Here is a 21,949-nt window from a genome sequence, read left to right on the forward strand (position 1 = left end):
CGAAGTCTATCAACAGCTTGTCAGCCAAACAGTCCGTTTTCCCTCGGAAACGGGCTGTTTGATTTGTTTTGCAAGCCTATCATTATCTTAATGGAATAAAAGGTTGGGCAAGCATCATGGGAGTTGTACATTTGCCGTTGCGCTAGTTAGAGAGACACATACAATGTGATGTAATTCCTTATAGAACTATACCCTTGCAGGGAAAATTTCGAGGTGATTGAAGCGGATGAAACGGGCAAGCCGCAATAAGGATACAGCACCGGTCCCGGCTACTGACGCGCAACCGCTCGTATCGGTCATTATTCCGGTGATGAATGAACGGGCTACGATCCGCCGCGTCATACGGGAAGCCGCCCGCGTCCATCCTCGTACCGAAATAATCGTCGTGGCCAATGGTTCGACGGACGGCTCCGCGGCGATTGCATCGCGGATGGGGGCAAAGGTGCTGCAATTCGCAAAACCGCTGGGACATGACGTGGGAAGAAGCGTAGGCGCCTCGGCGGCAAAGGGAGATATTTTGTTATTCATAGACGGAGATATGGTCATACCGGCCGCCAAGCTTCGTCCATTTATACGTTCGGTGATGGGGGGCGTTGATGCGGCGTTGAATGACTATTCAGGTCCCGTCCGCAAGCAAGTCGTCCATAGCGTCGTATTAGCGAAGCATGCTTTGAATGCGGTACTGCAAAGGCCTGATTTGAAAGGCGTATCGTTTACCGCAGTGCCTCATGCGATCAGCCGGCGCTGCTTGCAGGCGATAGGCGCAGAAGCCTTGTCTGTGCCGCCGCTCGCACATGCAAAAGCGGTCAAGCATGGGCTTAACGTTGCGGCTGTCTATCCCGTCAACGTCGGCAAGATCAACAAGCCGAGACGGCGGAGGGAGAAGCATAATCCGCTAGAGCGGCTGATCATCGGCGACCATCTGGAAGCTGTGCATTGGCTCATCTCCCAGACGGATGAGCGGGGCGGCTACAAGGATCTTTTTCGAAATCGCGAAATGATATTTTGACCGCTATCGGTACGCGCCGAATCTGCTTCGATCTTACCCGTGAACGGAGGCAATCCATCAGTGAAGGCAGTTATTTTGGCCGGGGGAACGGGGACGCGGTTAATGCCGCTTACCTCGCTAATGAATAAACATATGCTCCCGGTGGGCAAGCATCCTATGATTTTTTATGGTATCAACAGCTTGAAGAAGGCCGGCATCCAAGATATTTTACTCGTGACGGGGAGACATGCTCTGGGCATGTTCGCGCAATATTTGGGCAGCGGCTCGTCATTTGGCGTCTCCATTACGTACCGCGTCCAAGAGGAAGCTGGCGGCATTGCGGATGCGCTGCAGCTGGCTCGCCCCTTTATCGCAGAGGGAGAGAAATTCGTCGTGCTGCTTGGTGACAATTTATTCGAGGAGGAGCTGCGGCCTTACGTTGAAAGCTATGCGCTGCAGCCTGGCGGAGCGATGGTGCTGCTGAAGCAGGTAAACGACCCGGAACGGTATGGTATACCGTCATTTCATTCCTCTGGCATTATTGAGCGAATCGACGAGAAGCCGAAAGAGCCGAAAAGCGATCTTTGCGTTACGGGCATCTATATGTACGACTCGCATGTATTTAAATTAATCGAACAAATTACGCCGTCTGGCAGGGGCGAACTGGAAATTACAGATTTGAACAATATTTACGCGAAAGCCGGTCTGTTGACTTATCGCAAGCTGACGGGCTGGTGGACGGATGCAGGTACGTTCGAATCCTTGCAAGAGGCTGCCTCCCAGCTATCGGGGAAATATGAGTAGACAGGAGAGATCAGCGCGATGAGACGAAAGCTGCGGCGTGTCCGCCGTCTCAAATCCAGAGCCTCACGTTCGACGGCAAGAACGCGAAGGCCGGCTGCCAGCGGTTATCAGGCTGGAATGGAAGCGGGCTACAATCAAGGACTGCAAAGCGGATACAGCTGTTACGAATCGCTGTTTGAAGGAACAAGCATCATTATTCCCAGCTACAATCAAGTCGGCTACTTAAAGTCTTGCTTGGAAAGCATCGCCGAAAATACGGAGCTTCCCTATGAGATTATCGTAGTAGATAATGCTTCAACCGATGAATCGGCCGCTTATTTGAGCAGTCTTGGCGGGCAGGTGCGCTATCGCATTTTATCCGAAAATTACGGGTTTGCGGGCGCGGTCAATAGAGGGATGATGATGGCCAAAGGGACGACGATGCTCGTCTTGAATAATGATACGCTCGTGACGGAAAACTGGCTGGAAAATTTGATGGCCTGCTTGAACAGTGATCCGCATATCGGAATGGTAGGGCCGGTTACCAACTATATTAGCGGTGATCAGCAGATCAGCGTCCCCTATCACGATGTCGCCGACATGCCGGAGTTTGCTAGAATGAACAACGTTTCCGATCCGAAGAAATGGCAGCCTATCGATCGTCTTCCAGGTTTTTGCCTGTTGTTCCGCAGAGAGCTGTGGGAGAAAGTCGGCTACTTGGACGAAGGCTTCGAGATTGGCAACTTTGAGGACGATGACTATAACGTTCGGGTCCGCATGCAAGGCTATTCATTGGTCATTGCCCGGGACTGCTTTATTCACCATTTCGGGAGTGTCAGTATGAAAGCGCTAGGCGACCAGCTGGCAGAAGTGAACAATCGCAATATGGTGTTCTATATGAATAAATGGAGCAATCCGTACGAGTGGATCCATCAATTGCGAAGCGGGACGCTGCAGGGCGGCACCCAGCATCCGGAACGGGGCGAAGCATCCTTCTACCCGGAGGGCGTTGCGGTGCAAGGGACTGGCGAGACCGTCTATTGGATCGAAAATGGCCATCGCAGACCCATTGAAGGGGAGTGGCCGGGTCCTGTTATCCGTCTGTCACAGGTTAACATGAAGCGGTGGACGATTGGCGAAACGTTGAGCGAGCAGGAAGCAAGCGCGAGATGGCTAGGCGTACAGGAGACTGCGCAAGGCCTTGATCAGCATGGGAAAGTAGCAAGTGGTCTTGATGGTTTTCTCTATTATATTGAACATGGCTCCAAAAGGCGCATCGTTACTGAAACAGCCGCTAAGGCTTGGGTGCTCCATGAGCGGCCGATAGCTGCAATTACGCGCGAGCAGCTGGCTGATATGCCGGATGGACTTCCCTTGATCTCGCCAGTGAAGCTTCGCCAGCGATTGTAAAGTGTAGTATCAGCTTTCTGAATAGCGCATATGCTGTTACGAAAGGCTCAGGCAGAACGGAGGGAAGGCCATGCAGCATCTCGTAACGGAGATCATGGCACACTTATCGCATTCGCATAGTCAGATGGCAAGAATTGTAGAGTCCAAGCGCGATGTAGCGGTCCGTATGGCTGAGGTAGTAAAAGCAATTCCCGACCAGCAGCCTAATTTTGGAGGCACGGAAGGACTGCTTTCGAATTCGCAAGCCGTACTCGGAAGCGTGGTTTCCTATTTGAATAGCATTGCTGACTTGGAAGAAACGCTGGCCTCTCAGTTGACGTTCATGCTTCGCGAGCTGAGCGCCGAAGATGAAGAGTAATTAGAAGCGGCGAAGGAGGCGGAAAGCGGTGGATCGTGAGCAGGCTTACATGCGCATGCTTGGCGCAACCGCCAACATGCAGTGGAACGTCGCGATTATGCTGGAAGCAAAAGCAGAGGAAGCAGAGAAAGCGCGCAACTGGATCTGCAACCATATTACAGCAGATTCTTTTAACGGCGATCATTTGCAGCTAAAGCAGTCTATTCTGATGCATGATCAGATTATCGAAGTGCTGGATGGCGTCAACAAAATGAGCCAGGGAATTGTTTCAATACTCCGCGCCGTATTGCCTCAAGATTCCAATGATGATGATTCCATGGATTACGGCGGATACGGAGGTTCCGATTGAGCCGCCTTGACATCGCAGAGCGAGAGGTAAAGCTGGAGCTAATCGCTTCAATCGCGAAGAGCCAGCATGCTTTATCCCGTATTCTCAGTACAGTTGCAGATTTTACCGACTGGTCGCCTGAGGCGGCAAAGCATATCGGGGAAAACGTGAGGCTGCTGACCCAATTGCAGGAGTCGATGGCGGGAGCAGTTACCGGGTGGCCGCTGCGGCGAAGTACAAGAAAAACCGGTGAACCGGCTCCCCCTTGGCTGAACACGCAATTGCATTCGGATGACAAGACACGTCAATGAAAAAGCCATCATCGACGGGAGGCGAACAAGATGAAGAAGAAGCGGGGCTCCGTCATCCGCAAACGCCGGACGAAACGCAAGATACGCACCCGTAAAGGAGTGCGCTCGCCGCTAAGAAAACGCGTATCCGGCAGGAAGAGTGGCAAGAGCAGCTTATCCAGACGAAAAGCGTCCAGCCGGAGGAGAATTGCGGCACCGCCGTCCGGGACGTATTTGGAGGGCTTTAATCAGACGTACAATGACGGCTATCACGCCGGATTTGCAAAGGGGTTTGAGGATGGCCACCAGTTGGCCTATGAACAAGCTCCATAAGAAAAGAAGAAGAGTCCAGTTTCTAATCCCGGTTCGATGAACACGCGGATAGGGAACTGGACTCTTTTTTTACAATTCCATTAGCTCAGAAAGGGCCAACGCCAATTTTTATCGACCGTGATAGGTGACGATGTGCGACTGACAGGCCAGGCATATACTGATAGGAATGAAGAGCATCTGAACAAGCGGCAAATGGCCGGGATAACGAAGGAGCTGTCGATTGTGGCTAAAAAATCGCCTTCGCGAAGAAGGCTTACGGAAAATTCATTGGAAGTCGGGCAGGCGGACGGTTTCCGAACCGGCTATGACCACGGCTACTGGTATGGACAATGTGATGCGGTACGCAACAGTATTCAGAAGATTTCGGCCGTATGGCCACAGCACGTTATGTTTGTCGAGACGGGGAAAGGCTTCCCTTACTCTCCCCTTGATGAGGCTGTAGGTTCTACGCTATCCCAAATGGTCGCCAAGCTAACCATCGTCAATGCTGAGCAGCCGGTTGCCGAAATCGCATTGCAAGTAAGACCGGATATCGTCATCGTTCTGGACGGCTTGCAGTTTGATATCAAGCAAGTGATTGCGATGAAGGAAGCGGGCATCCGGACGGCGATTTGGATGACAGATGATCCTTATTACACCGATATGAGCGTCACGCTTGTGCCTCATTATGATGTCGTTTTTACGCTGGAGCGGAACTGCGTCGAACTGTACCGGCAAATCGGCTGTCCATCGGTTCATTATTTGCCATTCTGCGCTTCACCTGAGCAATACCATCCGATAAATCCCGAAATGTCCAGCCGGAAGGAGATTAGCTTTATCGGCTCGGCCTATATGAACCGGGTTCGCTTCTTCAACGGCGCGGCGCAATATCTGGCTACTCGTAACACGCTCATCTCCGGCATATGGTGGGACCGGCTGGATAAATTCGATTTGCTGCGCGATAAAATCAAGCTCGGCAACTGGATGGACCCGAATGGCACTTCCCTCGCTTATAACGCCTCAAAGATCGTAATCAATATGCATCGTGCGCATGATGACCCGGATTTCAACCGGAACAAGCTGGCGATTACGGCGGCTTCACCAAATCCACGTACCTTCGAGATCGCCGCTTGCGCTGTCTTGCAACTATGTGATGTCAGGGATGACCTTGCTTCCTTCTATACGCCTGGCTCTGAAATCGTCACGTATACGTCGCCACAGGATCTTATTGAGAAACTGGATTATTATTTGCATCATGAGCAGGAGCGGCGAGAGATCGCTATCCGGGGCATGTGGCGCACGCTGCGGGAGCATACGTATGCGAACCGGATTCACACCATGCTGTCCGTATTGTTTCCTCATTCGATTCCCGTTAATTAAAATTACAGCGACCAGCGGAGTATGACGCCTACCTGTGTTAACCCGCCGCCAAAACCGTACAGAAGCATGGTGTCGCCCGTTTGGATTTTATTTTCACTTACGGCATCATCAATAGCAAGCGGTATCGACGCAGCCGATGTATTGCCGTATTTGGCGATGCTGCTAAGCGCTTTGTCGGGAGAGATGCCGGTTTTGTCGCACAGTGCGTCAATAATACGCTGGTTGGCGTTGTGAGGCACGAACCAGTCGATTTGAGCGGCCGAGAGGCCGCTTTTGTCGATAAGATCATGGACTCCGGCAGCTACCTGGCTGATCGCCCAACGATAAACTTCCCGGCCGTTCTGCACCAGATTGCTCGTTGCGATAATTTCCTGGCTATTGATGGTGGGGGACAAGCTGCTGCGATAAAGCAGATGGCCGCCCGATCCTTCCGTGCTTGAGCTTGCGGCAATCAGACTGCCGCCTGTGTTCGTCGTATCAGCAACGGCTTCCATCAAGAAAGCGCCAGCACCGTCACCGAACAAGATACATGTAGTGCGATCAGTGTAGTCCGTTACTTTAGACAAGGTTTCTGCGCCTAAAACAATGATTTTACGGTATACGCCTGACAGCAGCAGGCCGTTGGCGAGCTGGATAGCAGCAGTAAAGCCTGCGCAGGCTGCTTGAATATCGACAGTGCCGCAATTTTCGATGCCGAAGGCATCCTGTATGCGCGATGCAACACTTGGCACGAATGAATCAGGAGTAGAGGTGGCGACGATAATATAATCGACGCTGGATAGATCGACAGCATAACGGCTTGCCATGTCACGAACCGCTTCAATGCATAAATCGCTTGTAAATTGCAGCTCGGCTGAAATCCGGCGCTCGCGGATGCCGGTGCGCTGAACGATCCATTCATCAGAGGTCTCCACCATTTTTTCTAAATCAGCATTGCTAAGTATACGATCGGGAATATAGGATCCAATTGCAGTAATGGCAGCATTCGAACGAAGCGTTTGCGTTTGGTTGAGGACTTGTGTCATCGGTAACACTCCCTTAATTTCAAATTTGAAATATTATTAGTACCTGATACTAAGACTTGATAATAAAATACTCCTCTTCATATAAGTTGTCAAGGCTCTTTCGAATAGCTGAACCCTCATCCGTGAAGGCTATAAGAGGGTGCAAAGAGCCTAGGCTGACCAAATTTGAATGCGGAGGAATGCGAAAATTATGCGTAAACCCTTTATTTTATTGTCGGCGGCAAGTATTGCAGTAACGGCGATGTTAGCCGGCTGTGCAACGAACCAAGGTGATTTGGGCAACCGCAATATTCGGCCAAACAGCGTTCGTTATGATGCGAATGGAAACATTATTTCGAATACCGGAATGAACGGCAATTATACGGCAAAACGATTCGCCAACGATCAAATGAATGAAATGAACCGCATCGATGGACGCCGGCTTAACAGCAATAACATCGTAGGCAGTCATAAAAATTATAAAATGGAAATGAGTCAGGAAATCGCGGACCGCATTACCAAATTAGGCACTGTGAAATCGTCTCACGTTTTATTGACGGATGACAATGCTTATGTAGCGGTATCGTTTGAGGATCATTTCAACAAGACGAGCCCAAAAGCTTTAAGCCGTACCCATATGGGCTATACGTCAAACAATCCGGTGGCTGAGACCCATAAGAAATATAGTGCAATGTCGACGGGCGAAACCGCTCTGACAGCCAAATTGAAGCAAGACGTTGCCGATGAAGTGAAAAAATTGCACCCGAACGTTAAAAACGTCTACGTATCCGCTAATCCGGATTTCGTAACCCGTATGAACAGCTACGCAAACGATGTGAAACTAGGTCATCCGATCCAAGGCTTTGTAGCGGAGTTCAACGCCATGGCGGAACGGTTATTCCCGGCAAACGCAGCTCGGATCAACACAAACAATCAGTACCGGAACAATGCGTATAAAGGCATGCAAAGCAAGACCTACAAAAACGATAATCTGATTTATGACGATAATCGTTAATCTAATCGCTTTTTCCGGCTGCATCATAGATGCAGCCGGTTTTTATTTTATTTGTGTAGTATTTTCCAGTTCATTATTGACCGGTCATGACGATTCCATTAAAGTGTTATATGACGGATTGTTATGGAAGGCGGGTCTTATTACATGCGAAAATTATCCTATTTTTTAATTATAGTTGGCATATTGGTTTTAGCTTACCCCAAAGGAAGCGAGTGGTATGCGAATTGGCAGCAGGACAAGCTAATGGAGCAATGGGAGCAGCAAAGCTTGGATGAAACAGCGGAAAATAACGTCATTGACCGCTATGCGCAGCTTAACGATTTGTTCGATCAAGCGAACACAGATACAAACACAGAGCCGATGGCAAGCGAAGCGCCAAAGAAAGAAGAGCCTGAACTGGAGACAATCGGAACGATCTCTATTCCGTCCATTAAAGTTAAACTTCCGATACTGGAAGGGGCTACACAGCATAACATGAAGTATGGTGCCGCTCATCTTAAGGAGACGGCAGCCATCGGAGAGATCGGTAATGCAGCCATTGCGGCGCACCGGGCCAAAACGAAGGGCAGATTGTTTAATCGGCTGAACGAGGTCAAAGTCGGAGATAAAATAACGATCACACAGCAAAACAAGACATTTACATATAAGGTATATCAGACCACTGTCGTGAATCCGACCGACGTATCCGTTCTAAATTATAACAAGAAGGATAAGCTGCTGACGCTCATTACATGCACGCCGCTTGGCAAATCGACGCATCGGCTCATTATTCATGCGAAGCTTCAGGAATAAAAAAATGGACGGTCTGCAGGCCGGTGGCGACCTGACAGACTGTCCATTGACCCGCATGGCTGCGGGTCTGTCCTAGAATGGTATCAACTGTGGGGTTGATATCTTTATTTTAATCAGCAAACCTTAATTCAATATTAAATGTATTTGTCGAATGCTTGTCAAAACCATGACTAAACCGTGAAGACAACAATCCCCTCATTCGCTACCGGAAACGCTTCCTTGTCAAATTATCGGAAACGAACCTCACAACAGCCTCGTTCAGCGCCCATTTTCCCCGCATACAGCACCATTGCAACAGCCCCTTCATACTATAAGTTGACTGTATCCCTTAACCTTGTTAAACCATAAAAACCCGAGCAAGGAGGGGTGACAAACTTTGAAGGGTAGCGACCATAAGAGCAAGTTTTTATTGACTCATCGTGAACGCGAGGTATTCGAGCTGCTGGTGCAGGACAAAACAACGAGAGACATTGCACAGCAATTGTTCATCAGCGAGAAAACCGTTCGCAACCATATTTCGAATGTCATGCAGAAATTGAACGTAAAAGGTCGTTCGCAAGCGGTTGTCGAGCTGATCAAGCTTGGGGAGTTACAAATCTAACATATATAAATCCTCTCCATCCTTGTTGTTTAACCATTTCAAAGCACCTAACTATAACGCGAAAGAGACAGCATAGTCGTCCATGCTGCCTCTTTCGCGTTTTTGTTTTTGTTTGGGAAGGATTAATCAGAAATCTGTATCCTGCAGCTGTTGCTCACCGTTTATTATTCTTGTTTGCTCTGATTTTGAATAGCCTAGGCGGTATGTCTTTTGGCTGCACCACCAGCAGGAACAATGGATTTTTCCTTTGGCTAAGCTGCCAGTATGTTTGACAACCCAACCAAGCTGTAAGGTGAGCAGCTTTTTGCGTTGAATGATTCGCCTTCTGTGATGGCGAATATAGGCTTGCTTTCGATTTGTTCGATAAGGTTTCATAATCATCACGCTCCCTTGGAAAAAGGCTCAGCCCGCAGCAGCATCAAGGGATGAAACTTCTACGGGCAGAGCGTGATGTTTCGTTCATGAAATAAGGGCAGGTATATCACCTCATATAGTAAAAATAATGGCTAAGTGGAGTAATGAATTTGCATAGACTCAAAGTCAGCTTTTAAATTAGCTTCCATCATGAAATCAATGCCCAATATGCCATCAAATCCATAAGGTTCTTCTACTGATCCGAGCTGTATAGGAAATGATCCTAAATGGACATGATCAACTGTCAGATGTGGAATGATTTGTTCGTAACAAATTTCGCTGGTTCCGCCTATTCCATACATTCGTTTGGCTCTGCCGTGAATAAAATCAATGTGGATGCCAATCGGGGCAAGCAAATCTGTATCAAACACAGTTGCCGCACATCCTGTATCGAACAGTACATTAGGCAATAGTACAGATTGGTTATTATACGTTAAGGTTAAAGAGACGATGGGTAAGCCGTTATGAAGACGAATTTTCATACGCGTTGCCGTACACCAGAGAACAATTCTTCGACAACCTCTACATCGGTTCTGCTGGTGTGAAAAACGTATAATTCACGCATTGGAGACATTTTGTGAAAATACTTATAACCGCTCCAGGCTTCTTTAGGATCGTCATAATCTTGAATAACTGCCATATCTTCAAGATTTCGTAATCCGTTGTTGGAACTCGCCCTAATCGCCTCCACTAACACAAAGCGGCTCGGATGCAGTTGCGCGATTTCTTCCCATTTCATCGGCTTCACCTCGCTTGAACGCTTTATTTGTATTATAACATATACAAAATTTTAACAGCGCTTCATCTACCGTTCCTTTTCCCCCAAGCCTTCGACTTTGACAAGCAGCGAGCCGATAGCGGCTATGGCCGCATCCGCCTGGTCACCTTCGGCCATTACAGTAATGGTGTCGCCGAATTTGGCGCCTATGGAGAGAATATGTACGAGGCTTCTGGCGTTGAAGCTCCGTCCCTCTTTCACGAGTGTAATGGAGCAAGGGTAGCCTTTTGCCGCCTCAACGATTTTGCGGGCAGGTCTTGCATGAATGCCCAGCGGATTTCGAATTATGTAGTCATGTTGCATGGTTTCCGCTCCTTTTCCTAAAGCTCATCGCTACAGCAGCTTCATAATATCATCTTTTATCGTCTCTGATCGGGTTCCAAACACAATTTGCACGGCCCCTCCGCCAAGCCGGATAATGCCTGCTGCTCCAAGCGCCCTCAACTGCTTGTCATCAACTGCTTTTTCATTCGTGACGACGAGACGCAGCCGGGTGATGCAGGCATCGATGCCGGTTATGTTGGAAGCCCCGCCAAGAGCCGCCATAATACGGTCAAGCTCGCTGTCGGCTTCAGGTAAGGTTCCATCGGCAGGGGTGACATCGGCAATGTCGTCATCCTCACGGCCCGGCGTTTTGAGATTGAACTTAAGAATAGCGAACCGGAACAGAAAGTAGTAAACGACGGCAAAAGCGAGTCCAACAGGAATAATCAGCAGCGGCTTTGTCGCCAATTGAAAATTGATCACATAATCGATAAAACCAGCAGAGAAGCCAAAGCCATGCTTGACGCCAAGCTCCATCATAATATAGCCGGATAGGCCCATCATTAGAGCATGAAGGCCGTACAGCACGGGAGCGGTGAACATAAAAGCAAATTCAAGCGGTTCGGTAATACCGGTCAGAAAGGAAGCGAAGGCCGTGCCGATGAAGACGGATGCGATCATTTTCCGTTTGGCGGGCTTGGCGGTATGAATGATAGCTAGAGCTCCTGCTGGCAGTGCAAACATCATGATGGGGAAAAAGCCGGTCATAAACATGCCCGCCGTCTTGTCTCCGGCAAAAAAACGCCATAGATCGCCATTGACGATACGGCCTGTCTCATCGGTAAAGCTGCCGATTTGGAACCAGGCAATGGAATTGAGCACATGGTGAAGACCAAACGGAATTAACAGCCGGTTCGCTACGCCGAATATAAAGGCGCCGATACCGTTAAGAGCGACGACATGGTTGCCCATAGTGTCAAAGCCGTTTTGCACCGGTCCCCACACGAGGCCAAGTGCAATAGCGACTACGACCATTACAAGGGAAGTAATAATGGGGACGAATCTTTTGCCGCTGAAGAAACCAAGCCAGTCCGGCAATCGAATGCGATGAAAGCGGTTGTACAAATAAGAGGCGATAAAACCGGCGATTATGCCGCCCATCACCCCCATATTGAGTTCAGTATCGGCACCTACAATACCGCTGAATACAAGGGGTACCTTAGCTTGTACGGTAACCATCACTTGATAGGCGATGACGGCAGCCAAGGCTGCAACTGCATCGCCCGCCAAGCCGATGGCAATGCCGACAGCAAAAATAAGCGGCAAATGGTCGAAAATGGCAGATCCGCCGGCCTCGAGGAAAGGGGCAACATACTGATTCAGCCAGCTGCCAGTACTGCCCATTCCGAAATCTTTCACATAGTCGATCTTGCCAAAGCGCTGCAGCAATGCCGCAGCCGGCAGGGCCGCGACAGGCAGCATTAAAGACTTGCCGATCTTTTGCAAAAAAGCGAGCATCATAATCCTCTCCTCGAGCCGCTCGGGTATCCGTCTATATGTTCATTACGGCGCTTAGGAGACTGTCCCTGCCTGCCGTCACATAATCCTGGGACTCCACTACGATATCGAGCTGCTTGACTTCCTCTTCGTTTGCGATAACGATTGGACAAACGATTGAGAAGCCTGCCTCGGCGATCGCTGCGGAATCGAATTCAATCAGCGTCTGACCCTCCAGGAAAGCATCGCCGGTTTGAACGTGGACGTTGAAACATTCCCCATTCAAGGCAACGGTGTTGATTCCCAAGTGAATAAGAAGCTGCAGTCCGGACGGATGCTCGATGACGATCGCATGATGCGTATAGATCAGATGAGCAACCGTTCCGTCAAATGGTGCAATGAGCTTGCCATCGGCAGGCATGATCGCAATTCCGGCTCCCATATGCATGCCTGCAAAGGCCTCATCCGGAACATTTGCGAGCGGGATGACAGATCCTGTCAGCGGCGAGCGGATTTCAACGGCGTCTGTATCCGCTCCTCTTTTTTTGAAAAACTTGGTTAGCATGCCCAGTGGTTCCTCCTTGCTCCCCAGATGTCGATTCTATGATGATACCGCTCTCATGAATTCTGCTCGGTCTGCTTGACCAGTTGTCCTACCGGAACGTTGTAAATAGCGGAATAGATATGAAAGGTTAAAAAGCCGATTTCGTCTTCAGGAATATCTACTTCAAACTGTTCATTGATCCATTCAGCCAACTGGCAAGCGATATCAAATTCAATAGGAAAGCTTCTTTTTGTTTCATTTAACAGGGGATTAACGATGTCCATACCGTTTCGCAGCCGAAAGACGGCGAATTGAATGTGGCTTGGCAGGGCGAAGTACACTTTAGGACTGACTGCAGCTCCGGTCCGCTGTTTGATTTGCTGAACGGTCTGCTCCGTAATCCGAATAATGGCGGGATCGATATCCTCCAGCAGAGACTGGAAATGCTGAACTTGCTCGGTATCGTCAAGACGGAATTTCTTCTCTATTTTTGGATCCTTGCCATCGATTAACATACCGCTTTTAGCAGTAAAACCGAGGCCCTTGCCGACGAGTACATATTCTCTCTCTGTCTGACTGTCAACCGTTAATAGAACATTGTTGCCAATGACGCGTTCTATCCGAAAAGCACCTGCCATGATGCGATCCCCCCTGTTCAGTAATAGAATACCAAATTCCGACAAAAAGAGCCAAGAAAAGAGAACCGTACCGGCAGTGCCGGCCGGCCGCTCTGTTCTTGGCTCATGCCTTCAAGTTAACATTGAAGTAACACGCCGTTATCATAGGCTGGATACCTTCAATGATAGTAACGTAAAGCTGCTTCGTCAAGGAAAAGGTTAGTAGCCGTCTGTCCGTTGTCCTAACTCTTCGGACAGCTCCATCCCTTCGCGGGCTGCTGGCGTACCTTCATGACTGGACATGGCTTCCGCTTGCTTGATCGCTTCTGCAACGAGCCGTCCATATTCTGGATCGGCTTGCGTGCAATTGGCGGTCATCGCTTGCTGAATGACCGGACTGCAGGTCGCCAGTGCTTCGCCCAAATTGCGGATCAGCTCCTCGCGTTCCCATGGCTCGAATTTACGGAAGGTATCGCCGGCTTGGCCGAAATCATTCGTTCGTTCGATTTTTTGCTTCACCAGGCTGGCGTTGTAGGATGGCTGATGGGGCTTGCCGCCTAGTTCAGCCTCCCGCAAGCCGTTCAGCGACGATGGCTCGTAGTTGATATGCGGGTTTTGGCCTGGCGCAATGTCGACGTAGAAAGCCATTTGACCGTCGCGCTGATTGGTGGCAACGTTCTTCTTCGGCGCATTGATCGGCAGTTGCAAGTAGTTGCTGCCTACACGGTAGCGCTGCGTATCCGAATAGGAGAGCGTGCGTCCCTGCAGCATTTTATCATCGGAAAAATCGAGGCCGTCGACGAGGACGCCCGTCCCGAACGCAGCTTGCTCCACTTCGGCGAAATAATTCGTCGGATTTTGATCCAGCACCATTTTACCGACCGGCACCATGGGGAACTTGTCCGGGTCCCATAGCTTCGTATCGTCCAGCGGATCGAAATCAAGCTCGGGATGCTCGCCATCCTCCATGATCTGAACGGCCAGCTCCCAAGCTGGAAAGTCGCCGCGTTCGATCGCTTCGTACAGATCCTGCGTCGCATGGTTGAAGTTTTTGCCTTGAATTTGTTCGGCTTCATGCTGCGTCAGATTACGAATTCCTTGCAGCGGCTCCCAGTGATATTTGACCAGCACCGCCTGCCCCTCGGCATTGACCCACTTGTATGTATTGACACCGGAGCCTTGCATTTGCCGGTAATTGGCGGGGATGCCCCACGGGGAGAACAGAAAGGTGATCATATGTGTCGCTTCCGGCGTATTGGATACGAAGTCGAAGAAGCGCTCCATGTCCTGCACGTTCGTTACCGGATCGGGCTTGAACGCATGGACCATATCAGGGAATTTCATAGCATCGCGGATGAAAAATATTTTCAGATTGTTGCCGACCAAGTCCCAGTTTCCATCCTCGGTGTAAAACTTAGTGGCAAAGCCGCGGGGATCGCGCAGCGTTTCAGGTGAATGCCCGCCATGGATAACGCTGGAGAAGCGGACGAAAACAGGCGTTTTTTGCCCTTTTTGCTGAAACAGCTTGGCCCTAGTATACTTGCTGATTGGCTCATCGCCATAGGTGCCATAAGCTTCGAAATAGCCGTGAGCGCCAGCGCCTCTGGCATGAACGACGCGCTCTGGCACACGCTCCCGGTCGAAATGCGTGATTTTTTCAATGAAATGATAATTTTCCAGCGTTGCGGGACCCCGACTGCCAACAGTTCTCATGTTTTGATTATCTGACACCGGATGGCCTTGACGGTTCGTTAGCGTTTGTTCCTCATCATCTTGGCGGTTCGTTGACATTATCGAGAAGTTCCTCCTCAATTTTCAAATTCAGGCTGAAATACTTCCGTAATATTCCACGAAACCATTTATTTTATGAGTTTGAGGGAGCATTGATTATTCTCACAAACGTGCCGGTATGCTATTATTAATTAAGATTTACAAAGCATTTTCAGGTTTCCTTATCTAAGTAGGGGGAATATGGATCGATGTCTAAAGTACTGCTTTTCGTTTTTTTAACCTGGCTGACAGGTAATCCATTCATAGCCATTATCGTGCTGCTCGTTATTTTGTATGCGCTCGACCGCCGGTTCGTGGGGCTGACTCCGAGCTTTATGAAACCGCTGCGCAGATCGAGCCAACTGCGAAAGCTGAAGCGTCATATTGCGTTAGCTCCGAATGACACTTCTTCCAAGCTGGAAGCAGCACGCATTCTAATAGAAAAGAAGAAATACCGTGAGGCGCTGGGGCTGCTCGAGCCGATGGAGAGGATGCTGGAGGATTCTGCAGAGTACTGGGATGATCTTGGCCTATGCTGCCTGGAGCTCGGACAACATGAACGTGGTGAAACCGCCATTCATAAAGCGTTGGAAATTAACCCTAGAGTGAAATACGGAGCCCCCTATTTGCGGCTTGCTACCTACTATTCCAGAACAAATACGGAAAAAGCGCTATCTTATATTGCTTCGTTTCAGAACATTCAGTCCTCTTCCTGCGAAGCTTTCGAACGGCTTGCTACGATTTATAAACTAATGGACCGTAAGCAGGATGCCGCCGAAGCGATAGAGGAAGGGCTGCGCGTATATCGTGCTTTGCCGCGTTATAAAAAACGGACCGAGAGAAAATGGGCCATTCGATTGCTCATCAAACGGATAGCTGGCTGAGGGGAAAATATATACATAGAGAAGGAGCTCTTCATGCAGCGCAATATATGGTTTATGGCGATTAGCATCATCGTAGTTATCATTTTATTAAATAATACAGCCTATTATTTTTTGACGAAGCGGTCGCTTGAAGCGGCAATGAATCACGAGATGCAAGCTGTAGCCAAACAAATCGAGCTGTCCGTGGAGCAATCGCGTTTGGGGGCGGAGAAGTTTCAAGAACAAATCGGCCGGGAGCTGAGGTCTGTTGCCGTTGCCGCTCAATATGCGCTGGACCCCGACGTGGAGAAAGTGACGAACGAGGAGCTCCGCGAGCTGAGCAAAAAGCTTGCGGTCGAACATATTACGCTGCTGAAGCGAACCGAAGACAACATTATTATGTATAAATCGTCCGATCCGAATGAACAGTTGGGGAAAGGGACCAAAACATGGGATCCTTGGTACATCGCATTCAACCAATTGTTCGATGATAAGAATGTAAGCATCAAATGGCTCGGGCAAACACTGCCGAATTTCTGGAGCGGACCGTACGAGGTAGCATCCTCCGATCCGAGCAGTATTTACAAATGGGGCTACTACCATGATGGATCAACGAACTATATAATCGATCCTTATGTCAGCTATACGATGCTTGCGGATTACGAGAATTTGACTGGCGTCAATTCGATGATCGAGAAGTCACTTGCAAGCAGCGAATCGCTTCTGGAAGTGACGGTAATCAATCCGAGTACGTTCAGCAAAGGACCATTTGAGACGGTTAATGATGACGGCGAATTGCAGGAGCATATTTTGCAGAAGCCGATTATGTACGGAACCTACGAGTACAAGCTGAGTAAGGACGACGCTAATGTAGCCAAGGCTTATAAGTCGGGCAAAATCGTAACGGTAAACGAGCACATTAGCGGTCAGCATGTGATGAAGATGTTTATCCCTGTTTTCACAGAAGACAAGGGGATTAACATCGTAGATGAGAACGGAAATCCTATTAATAGCTATGTGCTAACGTTGGTGTCCGATTACCAAATTATTCAGAACCAGCTCGACTCGCAATTTATTAATATCGGCCTCATTATTATCGTTGTAACGGGATTAAGTCTGGCGATTGCAGCCATTGCAATGAATTATTATCGTCAATCACGGGAAAAAGCGGTACAGGTGGCGCAGCAAACTTACGTAGATGAAATTAATTCGATGTTTCAGGCGATCCGGGCGCAGCGCCATGATTTTCTGAATCATGTTCAGACGATCCATTCGCTGGCTGAGCTGAACAAATCGAAAGAGCTCATTGCTTATACGAAGGAACTCACTGGTGAGATCCGGTTGATGAACGATATTATCAATATCGGCAATCCGGCAATCGCGGCGTTGATCCGCTCCAAGATTTCACAGGCTGAAAGCTATCGTATTGAGTTTGCTTGTACGTTTAATGGCTTGAACCGATTGGAAATGGGGATCAAGACGCTCGATATGAACCGGATGCTCGGCAATCTCATCGATAATGCGTTTGATGAAGTGTTGAGCTATGTGGAGCAGCGCCGGGAAGTCGATTTAGTTGCCCATCAGGCTGATGGACATTTGGAGTTCAAGATCAGCAACACTTGTAAGGATGCTTCTACTGTGTCGGAGAGCCCCTTGTTCGAAGCCGGATTCTCGACGAAGGACGACGACCATCAAGGCCTTGGCTTGTATATTGTAAAGTCGATCGTGGACAAGTATAAAGGAACGATCCAAGTGTACGCGACCGAGATGGAGCGCATCACATTCGTTATTCGCATTCCGCTATAGCGTTGATAGGACCTGCCGCAGATGAGCGGCAGGTTTTTTTGTTGTGTTTGCGGTGGTTTGGTGGACAGAACGTCGAGATGGTGGGCAATTGCGAAGAGAACTTCACTAAATAGGGGACGTGCTTCCTAGTGTAGGCTGATAGGAAGGCGGACCCCGAATTAGCGATGCGGGTTCGCAAATGAGCGAACCTAATTTCGCAAAAAAGATGATGAGCTGTCTTGCCATGGGCTACAGCGAAGCGATCTTCGCTAACCGAGAACTTAGGTTCACGGATAGCGAAGTTAGGTTCGTAAATTGCAGGACGTAGCTGAAAATGGCAAGCTACAGCGAAGCCAGCTTCGCAAAATAGCGAAGGTGCTTCGTTGTGCGATTGGTTGGATGGCAGGACGCCGAAATGGTGGGCAATCGCGAAGAGAACTTCAGTAAATAGCGAAAGTGCTTCCTTGTGTAGGCTGATCGTAAGGCGGACGCCGAATTAGCGAAGCGGGTTCGCAAATGAGCGAACCCAATTTCGCAAAAAGGATGATGAGCTGTCTTGCCATGGGCTACAGCGAAGCGATTTTCGCTAATCGAGAACTTAGGTTCACGGATAGCGAAGTTAGGTTCGTAAATTGCAAGATGTAGCTGAAAATGGCAATCTACAGCGAAGCTAGCTTCGCAAAATAGCGAAAGTGCTTCGTTGTGCGGTTAGTTGGAGGGGGACGCCGAAATGATGGGCAATTGCGAAGAGAACTTGGGTAAATAGCGAAAGTGCTTCGTTGTGTAGGCTGATTGTAAGGCGGACGCCGAATTAGCGAAGCGGGTTCGCAAATGAGCGAACCCAATTTCGCAAAAAGGATGATGAGCTGCCTTGCCATGGGAAACAGCGAAGCGATTTTCGCTAACCGAGAACTTAGGTTCACGAGTAGCGAAGTTAGGTTCGTAAATTGCAGGACGTAGCTGAAAATGGCAAGCTACAGCGAAGCTAGCTTCGCAAAATAGCGAAAGTGCTTCGTTGTGCGATCGGTTGAATGGCAGAACGCCGAAATGGTGGGCAATTGCGAAGAGAACTTGAGTAAATAGCGAAAGTGTTTCGTTCTCACGGTGGGTTGGGTGGCGGAACGCCGAAAGGGGCGAATAATTAGCGAAATGAACTTCGCTAATTGTTCGCCCTGCTCATACAGGGGGAGTACAGCATTATTGTAAAACCTATAACTTTTGCGCTCCCAAACGGTTCAGGATGAAGCTGAGCTGATGCACATAGGGTCTCAAATCGCTGACGGCATCCAGGAAAGTGATGTATACCCGCACGAGGGTGCTGTTTGGCGCAGATTGCTCAAGCTCGCGCTGAAGCAGACCCATGACTTCAAGCTGCTCATCACGGATACGGTCAGGCTGAGGCAGTTCACGGATTTTGCCGGCAAAAAACGTCAAAAACTCCCCGAGGTTTGTCTGCCGCGTATCTTCGTCTAACGGATTGATATCGTTGAAATAAGCGCTCGATGCCTTGAGTATAGGCTTTGCCCCGCTGGCGATCATATCGCCGATAACCGTATCCATTCGATCCGCAATGAATCCGGCTAAATCTCCCATTGGCACTGCAATGATGGCTTGAACGGTATGCGATAAATATTCTTTCATTATGCCCCGGAAAATGGCTACGGTATCTCCGAGATAAGGAATAATGGGCCCGCCATACGCTTCAGTGAAGCAGTCATGATGCATGGTAAGGAGAGTGGCTCGTTTTTTACGCCATTCCATAAGAAAACTCTCGTTGCTTACGATCGGTAAATTTTTGAATTCACTTGTGAAAAAGTAGTTTTCGAGCATGAATTGCAGCTGAAACGCAATCTTGCGGCGCAAAATTTCTTTGGGCGGAAGCTCTTCTAGTCTCAAACTGCGGTCAAGCGCTGCGGCATCTTCGAATAAGGTCTTGTGAACGTCGACAAAGATACCGGTAAATAAGTCCTCCTTTGAAGGAAACACTTTGTAAATGCTTGCTTTGGCCATGCCGCATGCCTCTGCGATGTCTTGCATAGAGGCGGCGAAATAGCCTTTTTCCTTGAAAATATGCATGGCGGTATCGATAATTTGACGTCTTTTGAATTGTTCCATTTGCATCATCACCTGTACACATTCTGACATGTCCGAATGGGATGGTCAATAAAGGAATTGACGAAAAAACCTATGGGTCATATAATGAACTTACGAGTTTTATTCATCGTCATCGTCATCATTATAACTATTTAGGAGGTGAGCCAGAGCATTAGGCTTTGGCACAACATGAAAATTAACCCCTATATTGAAATGCTGAACATTACCCTTCAAATGGGCGAGAACCAAATGGTCATTCACCCGACGGTTATCCGCGATGAGGATGGTTATGTATTGGTGGATACCGGAATGCCTGGCTGTTACGGCCCTATTACGGAGCTTTTGACCCAAGCGGGTATCGATCCGTCGGCTCCTCATTCCATTATTTTGACCCATCAAGATCTCGATCATGTAGGCGGCCTGCCGGAGTTTAAGGACGAAGCCGTAAATGTGTATGCGCATGAAGACGACCAGCCTTATATCGACGGTTTAAAGCCAATGATCAAGTTAAGTGAAGAATTCAAAAAAGGGCTAATCGCATCTCTGCCACAAAACCTTGCTTCTACATTCGAGACCGCCTTTTCGGGCAGCGTTAAAAATGTAACCCACTCGCTGGTAGATGGAGATCAGCTACCGTTTGGCGGAGGACTAACGGTAATCCATACACCTGGGCATACGCCAGGACATATTTCTTTGTACCATGAAGCCAGCAAAACGCTCATTGCTGGAGATGCCATGGTCGTTGTGAACGGGAAGCTTCAAGGACCTAATCCGTCCGTTACACCGGAAATGGAAACGGCGCTTGCGTCACTCCGTAAATTGAAGGCCTATCCGATCGAAAACGTCATATGCTACCACGGAGGCTTGTTTCAAGGCGACGCTCAAGCCATACACGAATTGATCGAGCGTCTGTAATGGACAGCACAGGGCATTCACCGCAAAGCCTTACTTGGAAGGAAAATAAGTGGATCCGGTTTTTGGTGACTTGCGTCATTGCTGTTCTGGGAGGCTTCTTCTTTCAACTCATCCATATGCCTATTCCTTGGCTGTTGGGCTCTATGGTTTTTGTCTTGATCGGCTCCAAATTGTGGAGGGGTATTTCATTCTATTGGCCTGCACAAATCCGCAATACCGGAATGATTATTATCGGGTATACGTTAGGACTGTCGTTTACGGCATCGACTTTGGTCCAAATTGGACAGCAACTGCCAACAATGATTCTGTTTACAGCCCTGTTACTCTTGTGCGCTGGAGGCATCGCGTTTGTCGTGTCGAAGATCTCCGGCATTCCTTATCCGACCATCCTGATGGGAAGCATTCCTGGCGGGCTTAGCCAGATGGTCTCATTGGCTGAAGAGATGAAGAGCATCGATCTGACGGTCGTCACCTTTTTGCAGGTGTCCCGGCTGATTATGATCATGTTCAGTGTACCGCTGTTGATCTTCAGCCCGTTGTTTCATGTGACCGGCAGCCACAGCGCGGCAATCTCTGACGCAGCCGGAGCTTCGGGCTATGCCGCTTTGTTCCCGCATATATGGCTTTTCGCAGCGGTATGTATACTGCTAGCTGTTGTTGGCCAAAAAATTAAGTTCCCGACGGCATTTCTGCTTGGGCCGATGATCGGCACCATACTGCTGAATTTGTCGGGGTATGAGGGCCATTCCTTGCCGCCGCTCGTACTTGAGTTTTCACAATTGATGATGGGGAGCTATATCGGGCTGCTGCTGAAGCCGGAAAACCTGAAAAATAAGGTTAAAATCGTCCTGCTCGCGCTGCTGAACGGGGTAGCGCTAATCGGTTGCTCGATTATCCTTAGTTTGCTGCTAGAACAACTGCATGACATTACGCTCGCTACCTCTTTCCTAAGCCTTTCTCCGGGCGGCATGGATCAGATGGCTTTCATCGCCAAGGAAGTGAACGGAGATTTATCAGTTATTACGAGCTATCAGCTGTTCCGTACGTTATTTATCTTTTTTGCAGTGCCGCCTTTGTTGAGATTGATCTTTCGGTCGATGTTGATGGGAAAAGAAAGGGCACATTAATGGCATACAATACAAGTCGC

The 21,949-nt window shown here is 49.0% G+C and carries 25 protein-coding genes; 15 read left to right on the plus strand and 10 right to left on the minus strand.

All coding sequences use genetic code 11. From position 1 onward, the window contains the following. Positions 1-226: 226 nt before the first annotated feature. From IEX98_RS00205 to IEX98_RS00240, 8 genes are all read left to right on the plus strand, one after another. On the plus strand, positions 227-1,009 hold the full coding sequence (locus tag IEX98_RS00205; protein WP_188886943.1) for a glycosyltransferase family 2 protein: 783 nt from the start codon (positions 227-229) through the stop codon (positions 1,007-1,009). A 60-nt stretch (positions 1,010-1,069) separates the two neighbouring features. Next, on the plus strand, positions 1,070-1,792 hold the full coding sequence (locus tag IEX98_RS00210) for a sugar phosphate nucleotidyltransferase (RefSeq protein WP_188886944.1): 723 nt from the start codon (positions 1,070-1,072) through the stop codon (positions 1,790-1,792). Positions 1,793-1,810: 18 nt separating this feature from the next. Further along, positions 1,811-3,181: a glycosyltransferase family 2 protein gene (locus IEX98_RS00215; protein WP_188886945.1), complete on the plus strand. Its 1,371-nt coding sequence runs from the start codon at positions 1,811-1,813 to the stop codon at positions 3,179-3,181. Positions 3,182-3,251: 70 nt separating this feature from the next. Then, positions 3,252-3,539, plus strand: a complete 288-nt coding sequence (locus IEX98_RS00220; protein ID WP_188886946.1) for a nucleoside-diphosphate sugar epimerase — start codon at positions 3,252-3,254, stop codon at positions 3,537-3,539. 28 nt (positions 3,540-3,567) lie between these two features. Further along, positions 3,568-3,888, plus strand: coding sequence for a restriction endonuclease subunit S (locus IEX98_RS00225; RefSeq protein WP_188886947.1), 321 nt, complete (start codon positions 3,568-3,570; stop codon positions 3,886-3,888). Beyond that, entirely contained in the window at positions 3,885-4,178 is a 294-nt protein-coding gene (locus tag IEX98_RS00230) for a hypothetical protein (RefSeq protein ID WP_188886948.1), read from the plus strand. The genes IEX98_RS00225 and IEX98_RS00230 overlap by 4 nt, the downstream gene beginning before the upstream one ends. Before the next feature lie 30 nt (positions 4,179-4,208). Further along, positions 4,209-4,490, plus strand: a complete 282-nt coding sequence (locus tag IEX98_RS00235) for a hypothetical protein (RefSeq protein WP_188886949.1) — start codon at positions 4,209-4,211, stop codon at positions 4,488-4,490. Between the two features lie 222 nt (positions 4,491-4,712). Further along, the gene (locus tag IEX98_RS00240; RefSeq protein WP_229691914.1) at positions 4,713-5,849 is read left to right on the plus strand and encodes a CgeB family protein; all 1,137 of its coding nucleotides are present in this window, start codon (positions 4,713-4,715) and stop codon (positions 5,847-5,849) included. A gap of 2 nt (positions 5,850-5,851) precedes the next feature. On the opposite strand, the gene IEX98_RS00245 is transcribed toward IEX98_RS00240, so the two are convergent. Further along, positions 5,852-6,874 (minus strand): ketoacyl-ACP synthase III, encoded by a 1,023-nt coding sequence (locus IEX98_RS00245; RefSeq protein WP_188886950.1) that lies wholly within the window; start codon positions 6,872-6,874, stop codon positions 5,852-5,854. A 190-nt stretch (positions 6,875-7,064) separates the two neighbouring features. Here IEX98_RS00245 and IEX98_RS00250 point away from each other — a divergent pair, with 190 nt between their 5' ends. The 3 genes from IEX98_RS00250 to IEX98_RS00260 all read left to right on the plus strand — a co-directional run bounded on the left by IEX98_RS00250 (position 7,065) and on the right by IEX98_RS00260 (position 9,261). After that, positions 7,065-7,868 carry a YhcN/YlaJ family sporulation lipoprotein gene (locus IEX98_RS00250; protein ID WP_188886951.1) on the plus strand — a complete coding sequence of 268 codons (804 nt, stop codon included), beginning with the start codon at positions 7,065-7,067 and terminating at the stop codon, positions 7,866-7,868. Positions 7,869-8,012: 144 nt separating this feature from the next. Beyond that, positions 8,013-8,660, plus strand: coding sequence for a class D sortase (locus IEX98_RS00255; protein WP_188886952.1), 648 nt, complete (start codon positions 8,013-8,015; stop codon positions 8,658-8,660). Positions 8,661-9,036: 376 nt separating this feature from the next. Next, positions 9,037-9,261 (plus strand): helix-turn-helix domain-containing protein, encoded by a 225-nt coding sequence (locus tag IEX98_RS00260; protein WP_006040330.1) that lies wholly within the window; start codon positions 9,037-9,039, stop codon positions 9,259-9,261. Positions 9,262-9,387: 126 nt separating this feature from the next. On the opposite strand, the gene IEX98_RS00265 is transcribed toward IEX98_RS00260, so the two are convergent. From IEX98_RS00265 to IEX98_RS00300, 8 genes are all read right to left on the minus strand, one after another. Further along, positions 9,388-9,636, minus strand: coding sequence for a hypothetical protein (locus tag IEX98_RS00265; RefSeq protein WP_188886953.1), 249 nt, complete (start codon positions 9,634-9,636; stop codon positions 9,388-9,390). Positions 9,637-9,767: 131 nt separating this feature from the next. After that, positions 9,768-10,157 carry a retropepsin-like aspartic protease gene (locus IEX98_RS00270; RefSeq protein WP_188886954.1) on the minus strand — a complete coding sequence of 130 codons (390 nt, stop codon included), beginning with the start codon at positions 10,155-10,157 and terminating at the stop codon, positions 9,768-9,770. Next, on the minus strand, positions 10,154-10,414 hold the full coding sequence (locus IEX98_RS00275; RefSeq protein ID WP_188886955.1) for a hypothetical protein: 261 nt from the start codon (positions 10,412-10,414) through the stop codon (positions 10,154-10,156). The genes IEX98_RS00270 and IEX98_RS00275 overlap by 4 nt, the downstream gene beginning before the upstream one ends. 66 nt (positions 10,415-10,480) lie before the next feature. Beyond that, positions 10,481-10,756: an HPr family phosphocarrier protein gene (locus tag IEX98_RS00280; protein ID WP_188886956.1), complete on the minus strand. Its 276-nt coding sequence runs from the start codon at positions 10,754-10,756 to the stop codon at positions 10,481-10,483. 30 nt (positions 10,757-10,786) lie between these two features. Next, positions 10,787-12,235: a PTS transporter subunit EIIC gene (locus IEX98_RS00285; RefSeq protein ID WP_188887900.1), complete on the minus strand. Its 1,449-nt coding sequence runs from the start codon at positions 12,233-12,235 to the stop codon at positions 10,787-10,789. Between the two features lie 34 nt (positions 12,236-12,269). Continuing rightward, positions 12,270-12,779: a PTS sugar transporter subunit IIA gene (locus IEX98_RS00290; RefSeq protein WP_188886957.1), complete on the minus strand. Its 510-nt coding sequence runs from the start codon at positions 12,777-12,779 to the stop codon at positions 12,270-12,272. Between the two features lie 53 nt (positions 12,780-12,832). Next, positions 12,833-13,396, minus strand: coding sequence for a PRD domain-containing protein (locus IEX98_RS00295; RefSeq protein ID WP_188886958.1), 564 nt, complete (start codon positions 13,394-13,396; stop codon positions 12,833-12,835). Positions 13,397-13,594: 198 nt separating this feature from the next. Beyond that, positions 13,595-15,166, minus strand: a complete 1,572-nt coding sequence (locus tag IEX98_RS00300; protein ID WP_188886959.1) for a catalase — start codon at positions 15,164-15,166, stop codon at positions 13,595-13,597. A 188-nt stretch (positions 15,167-15,354) separates the two neighbouring features. On the opposite strand from IEX98_RS00300, the gene IEX98_RS00305 reads away from it, so the two are divergent. Continuing rightward, complete coding sequence (locus tag IEX98_RS00305) at positions 15,355-16,029, plus strand: tetratricopeptide repeat protein (protein WP_188886960.1); 675 nt, start codon at positions 15,355-15,357, stop codon at positions 16,027-16,029. 33 nt (positions 16,030-16,062) lie between these two features. Then, positions 16,063-17,814, plus strand: coding sequence for a sensor histidine kinase (locus IEX98_RS00310; RefSeq protein ID WP_188886961.1), 1,752 nt, complete (start codon positions 16,063-16,065; stop codon positions 17,812-17,814). Between the two features lie 1,188 nt (positions 17,815-19,002). On the opposite strand, the gene IEX98_RS00315 is transcribed toward IEX98_RS00310, so the two are convergent. Continuing rightward, positions 19,003-19,908, minus strand: a complete 906-nt coding sequence (locus IEX98_RS00315; protein WP_188886962.1) for a TetR/AcrR family transcriptional regulator — start codon at positions 19,906-19,908, stop codon at positions 19,003-19,005. A gap of 168 nt (positions 19,909-20,076) precedes the next feature. On the opposite strand from IEX98_RS00315, the gene IEX98_RS00320 reads away from it, so the two are divergent. Both IEX98_RS00320 and IEX98_RS00325 read left to right on the plus strand, forming a co-directional pair. Beyond that, entirely contained in the window at positions 20,077-20,802 is a 726-nt protein-coding gene (locus IEX98_RS00320) for an MBL fold metallo-hydrolase (protein WP_188886963.1), read from the plus strand. Next, the gene (locus IEX98_RS00325) at positions 20,802-21,929 is read left to right on the plus strand and encodes an AbrB family transcriptional regulator (protein ID WP_188886964.1); all 1,128 of its coding nucleotides are present in this window, start codon (positions 20,802-20,804) and stop codon (positions 21,927-21,929) included. Before IEX98_RS00320 ends, IEX98_RS00325 begins: the two co-directional genes overlap by 1 nt. The last annotated feature ends 20 nt before the right edge of the window (positions 21,930-21,949 follow it).

The sequence above is a fragment of the Paenibacillus radicis (ex Gao et al. 2016) genome (assembly GCF_014641555.1).
In the GTDB taxonomy this organism is placed as follows: Bacteria; Bacillota; Bacilli; order Paenibacillales; family Paenibacillaceae; genus Pristimantibacillus; species Pristimantibacillus radicis.

Excerpts from the sequence above, each read along its gene's own strand:
- IEX98_RS00320 (WP_188886963.1), top strand. The coding sequence starts at position 20,077 with ATGAAAATTAACCCCTATATTGAAATGCTGAACATTACCCTTCAAATG.
- IEX98_RS00325 (WP_188886964.1), top strand. The coding sequence starts at position 20,802 with ATGGACAGCACAGGGCATTCACCGCAAAGCCTTACTTGGAAGGAAAAT.
- IEX98_RS00285 (WP_188887900.1), bottom strand. The coding sequence starts at position 12,235 with ATGCTCGCTTTTTTGCAAAAGATCGGCAAGTCTTTAATGCTGCCTGTC.
- IEX98_RS00275 (WP_188886955.1), bottom strand. The coding sequence starts at position 10,414 with ATGAAATGGGAAGAAATCGCGCAACTGCATCCGAGCCGCTTTGTGTTA.
- IEX98_RS00305 (WP_188886960.1), top strand. The coding sequence starts at position 15,355 with ATGTCTAAAGTACTGCTTTTCGTTTTTTTAACCTGGCTGACAGGTAAT.
- IEX98_RS00250 (WP_188886951.1), top strand. The coding sequence starts at position 7,065 with ATGCGTAAACCCTTTATTTTATTGTCGGCGGCAAGTATTGCAGTAACG.
- IEX98_RS00310 (WP_188886961.1), top strand. The coding sequence starts at position 16,063 with ATGCAGCGCAATATATGGTTTATGGCGATTAGCATCATCGTAGTTATC.
- IEX98_RS00265 (WP_188886953.1), bottom strand. The coding sequence starts at position 9,636 with ATGAAACCTTATCGAACAAATCGAAAGCAAGCCTATATTCGCCATCAC.
- IEX98_RS00235 (WP_188886949.1), top strand. The coding sequence starts at position 4,209 with ATGAAGAAGAAGCGGGGCTCCGTCATCCGCAAACGCCGGACGAAACGC.
- IEX98_RS00290 (WP_188886957.1), bottom strand. The coding sequence starts at position 12,779 with ATGCTAACCAAGTTTTTCAAAAAAAGAGGAGCGGATACAGACGCCGTT.
- IEX98_RS00205 (WP_188886943.1), top strand. The coding sequence starts at position 227 with ATGAAACGGGCAAGCCGCAATAAGGATACAGCACCGGTCCCGGCTACT.
- IEX98_RS00220 (WP_188886946.1), top strand. The coding sequence starts at position 3,252 with ATGCAGCATCTCGTAACGGAGATCATGGCACACTTATCGCATTCGCAT.
- IEX98_RS00215 (WP_188886945.1), top strand. The coding sequence starts at position 1,811 with ATGAGACGAAAGCTGCGGCGTGTCCGCCGTCTCAAATCCAGAGCCTCA.
- IEX98_RS00315 (WP_188886962.1), bottom strand. The coding sequence starts at position 19,908 with ATGGAACAATTCAAAAGACGTCAAATTATCGATACCGCCATGCATATT.
- IEX98_RS00245 (WP_188886950.1), bottom strand. The coding sequence starts at position 6,874 with ATGACACAAGTCCTCAACCAAACGCAAACGCTTCGTTCGAATGCTGCC.
- IEX98_RS00295 (WP_188886958.1), bottom strand. The coding sequence starts at position 13,396 with ATGGCAGGTGCTTTTCGGATAGAACGCGTCATTGGCAACAATGTTCTA.
- IEX98_RS00300 (WP_188886959.1), bottom strand. The coding sequence starts at position 15,166 with ATGTCAACGAACCGCCAAGATGATGAGGAACAAACGCTAACGAACCGT.
- IEX98_RS00280 (WP_188886956.1), bottom strand. The coding sequence starts at position 10,756 with ATGCAACATGACTACATAATTCGAAATCCGCTGGGCATTCATGCAAGA.
- IEX98_RS00255 (WP_188886952.1), top strand. The coding sequence starts at position 8,013 with ATGCGAAAATTATCCTATTTTTTAATTATAGTTGGCATATTGGTTTTA.
- IEX98_RS00270 (WP_188886954.1), bottom strand. The coding sequence starts at position 10,157 with ATGAAAATTCGTCTTCATAACGGCTTACCCATCGTCTCTTTAACCTTA.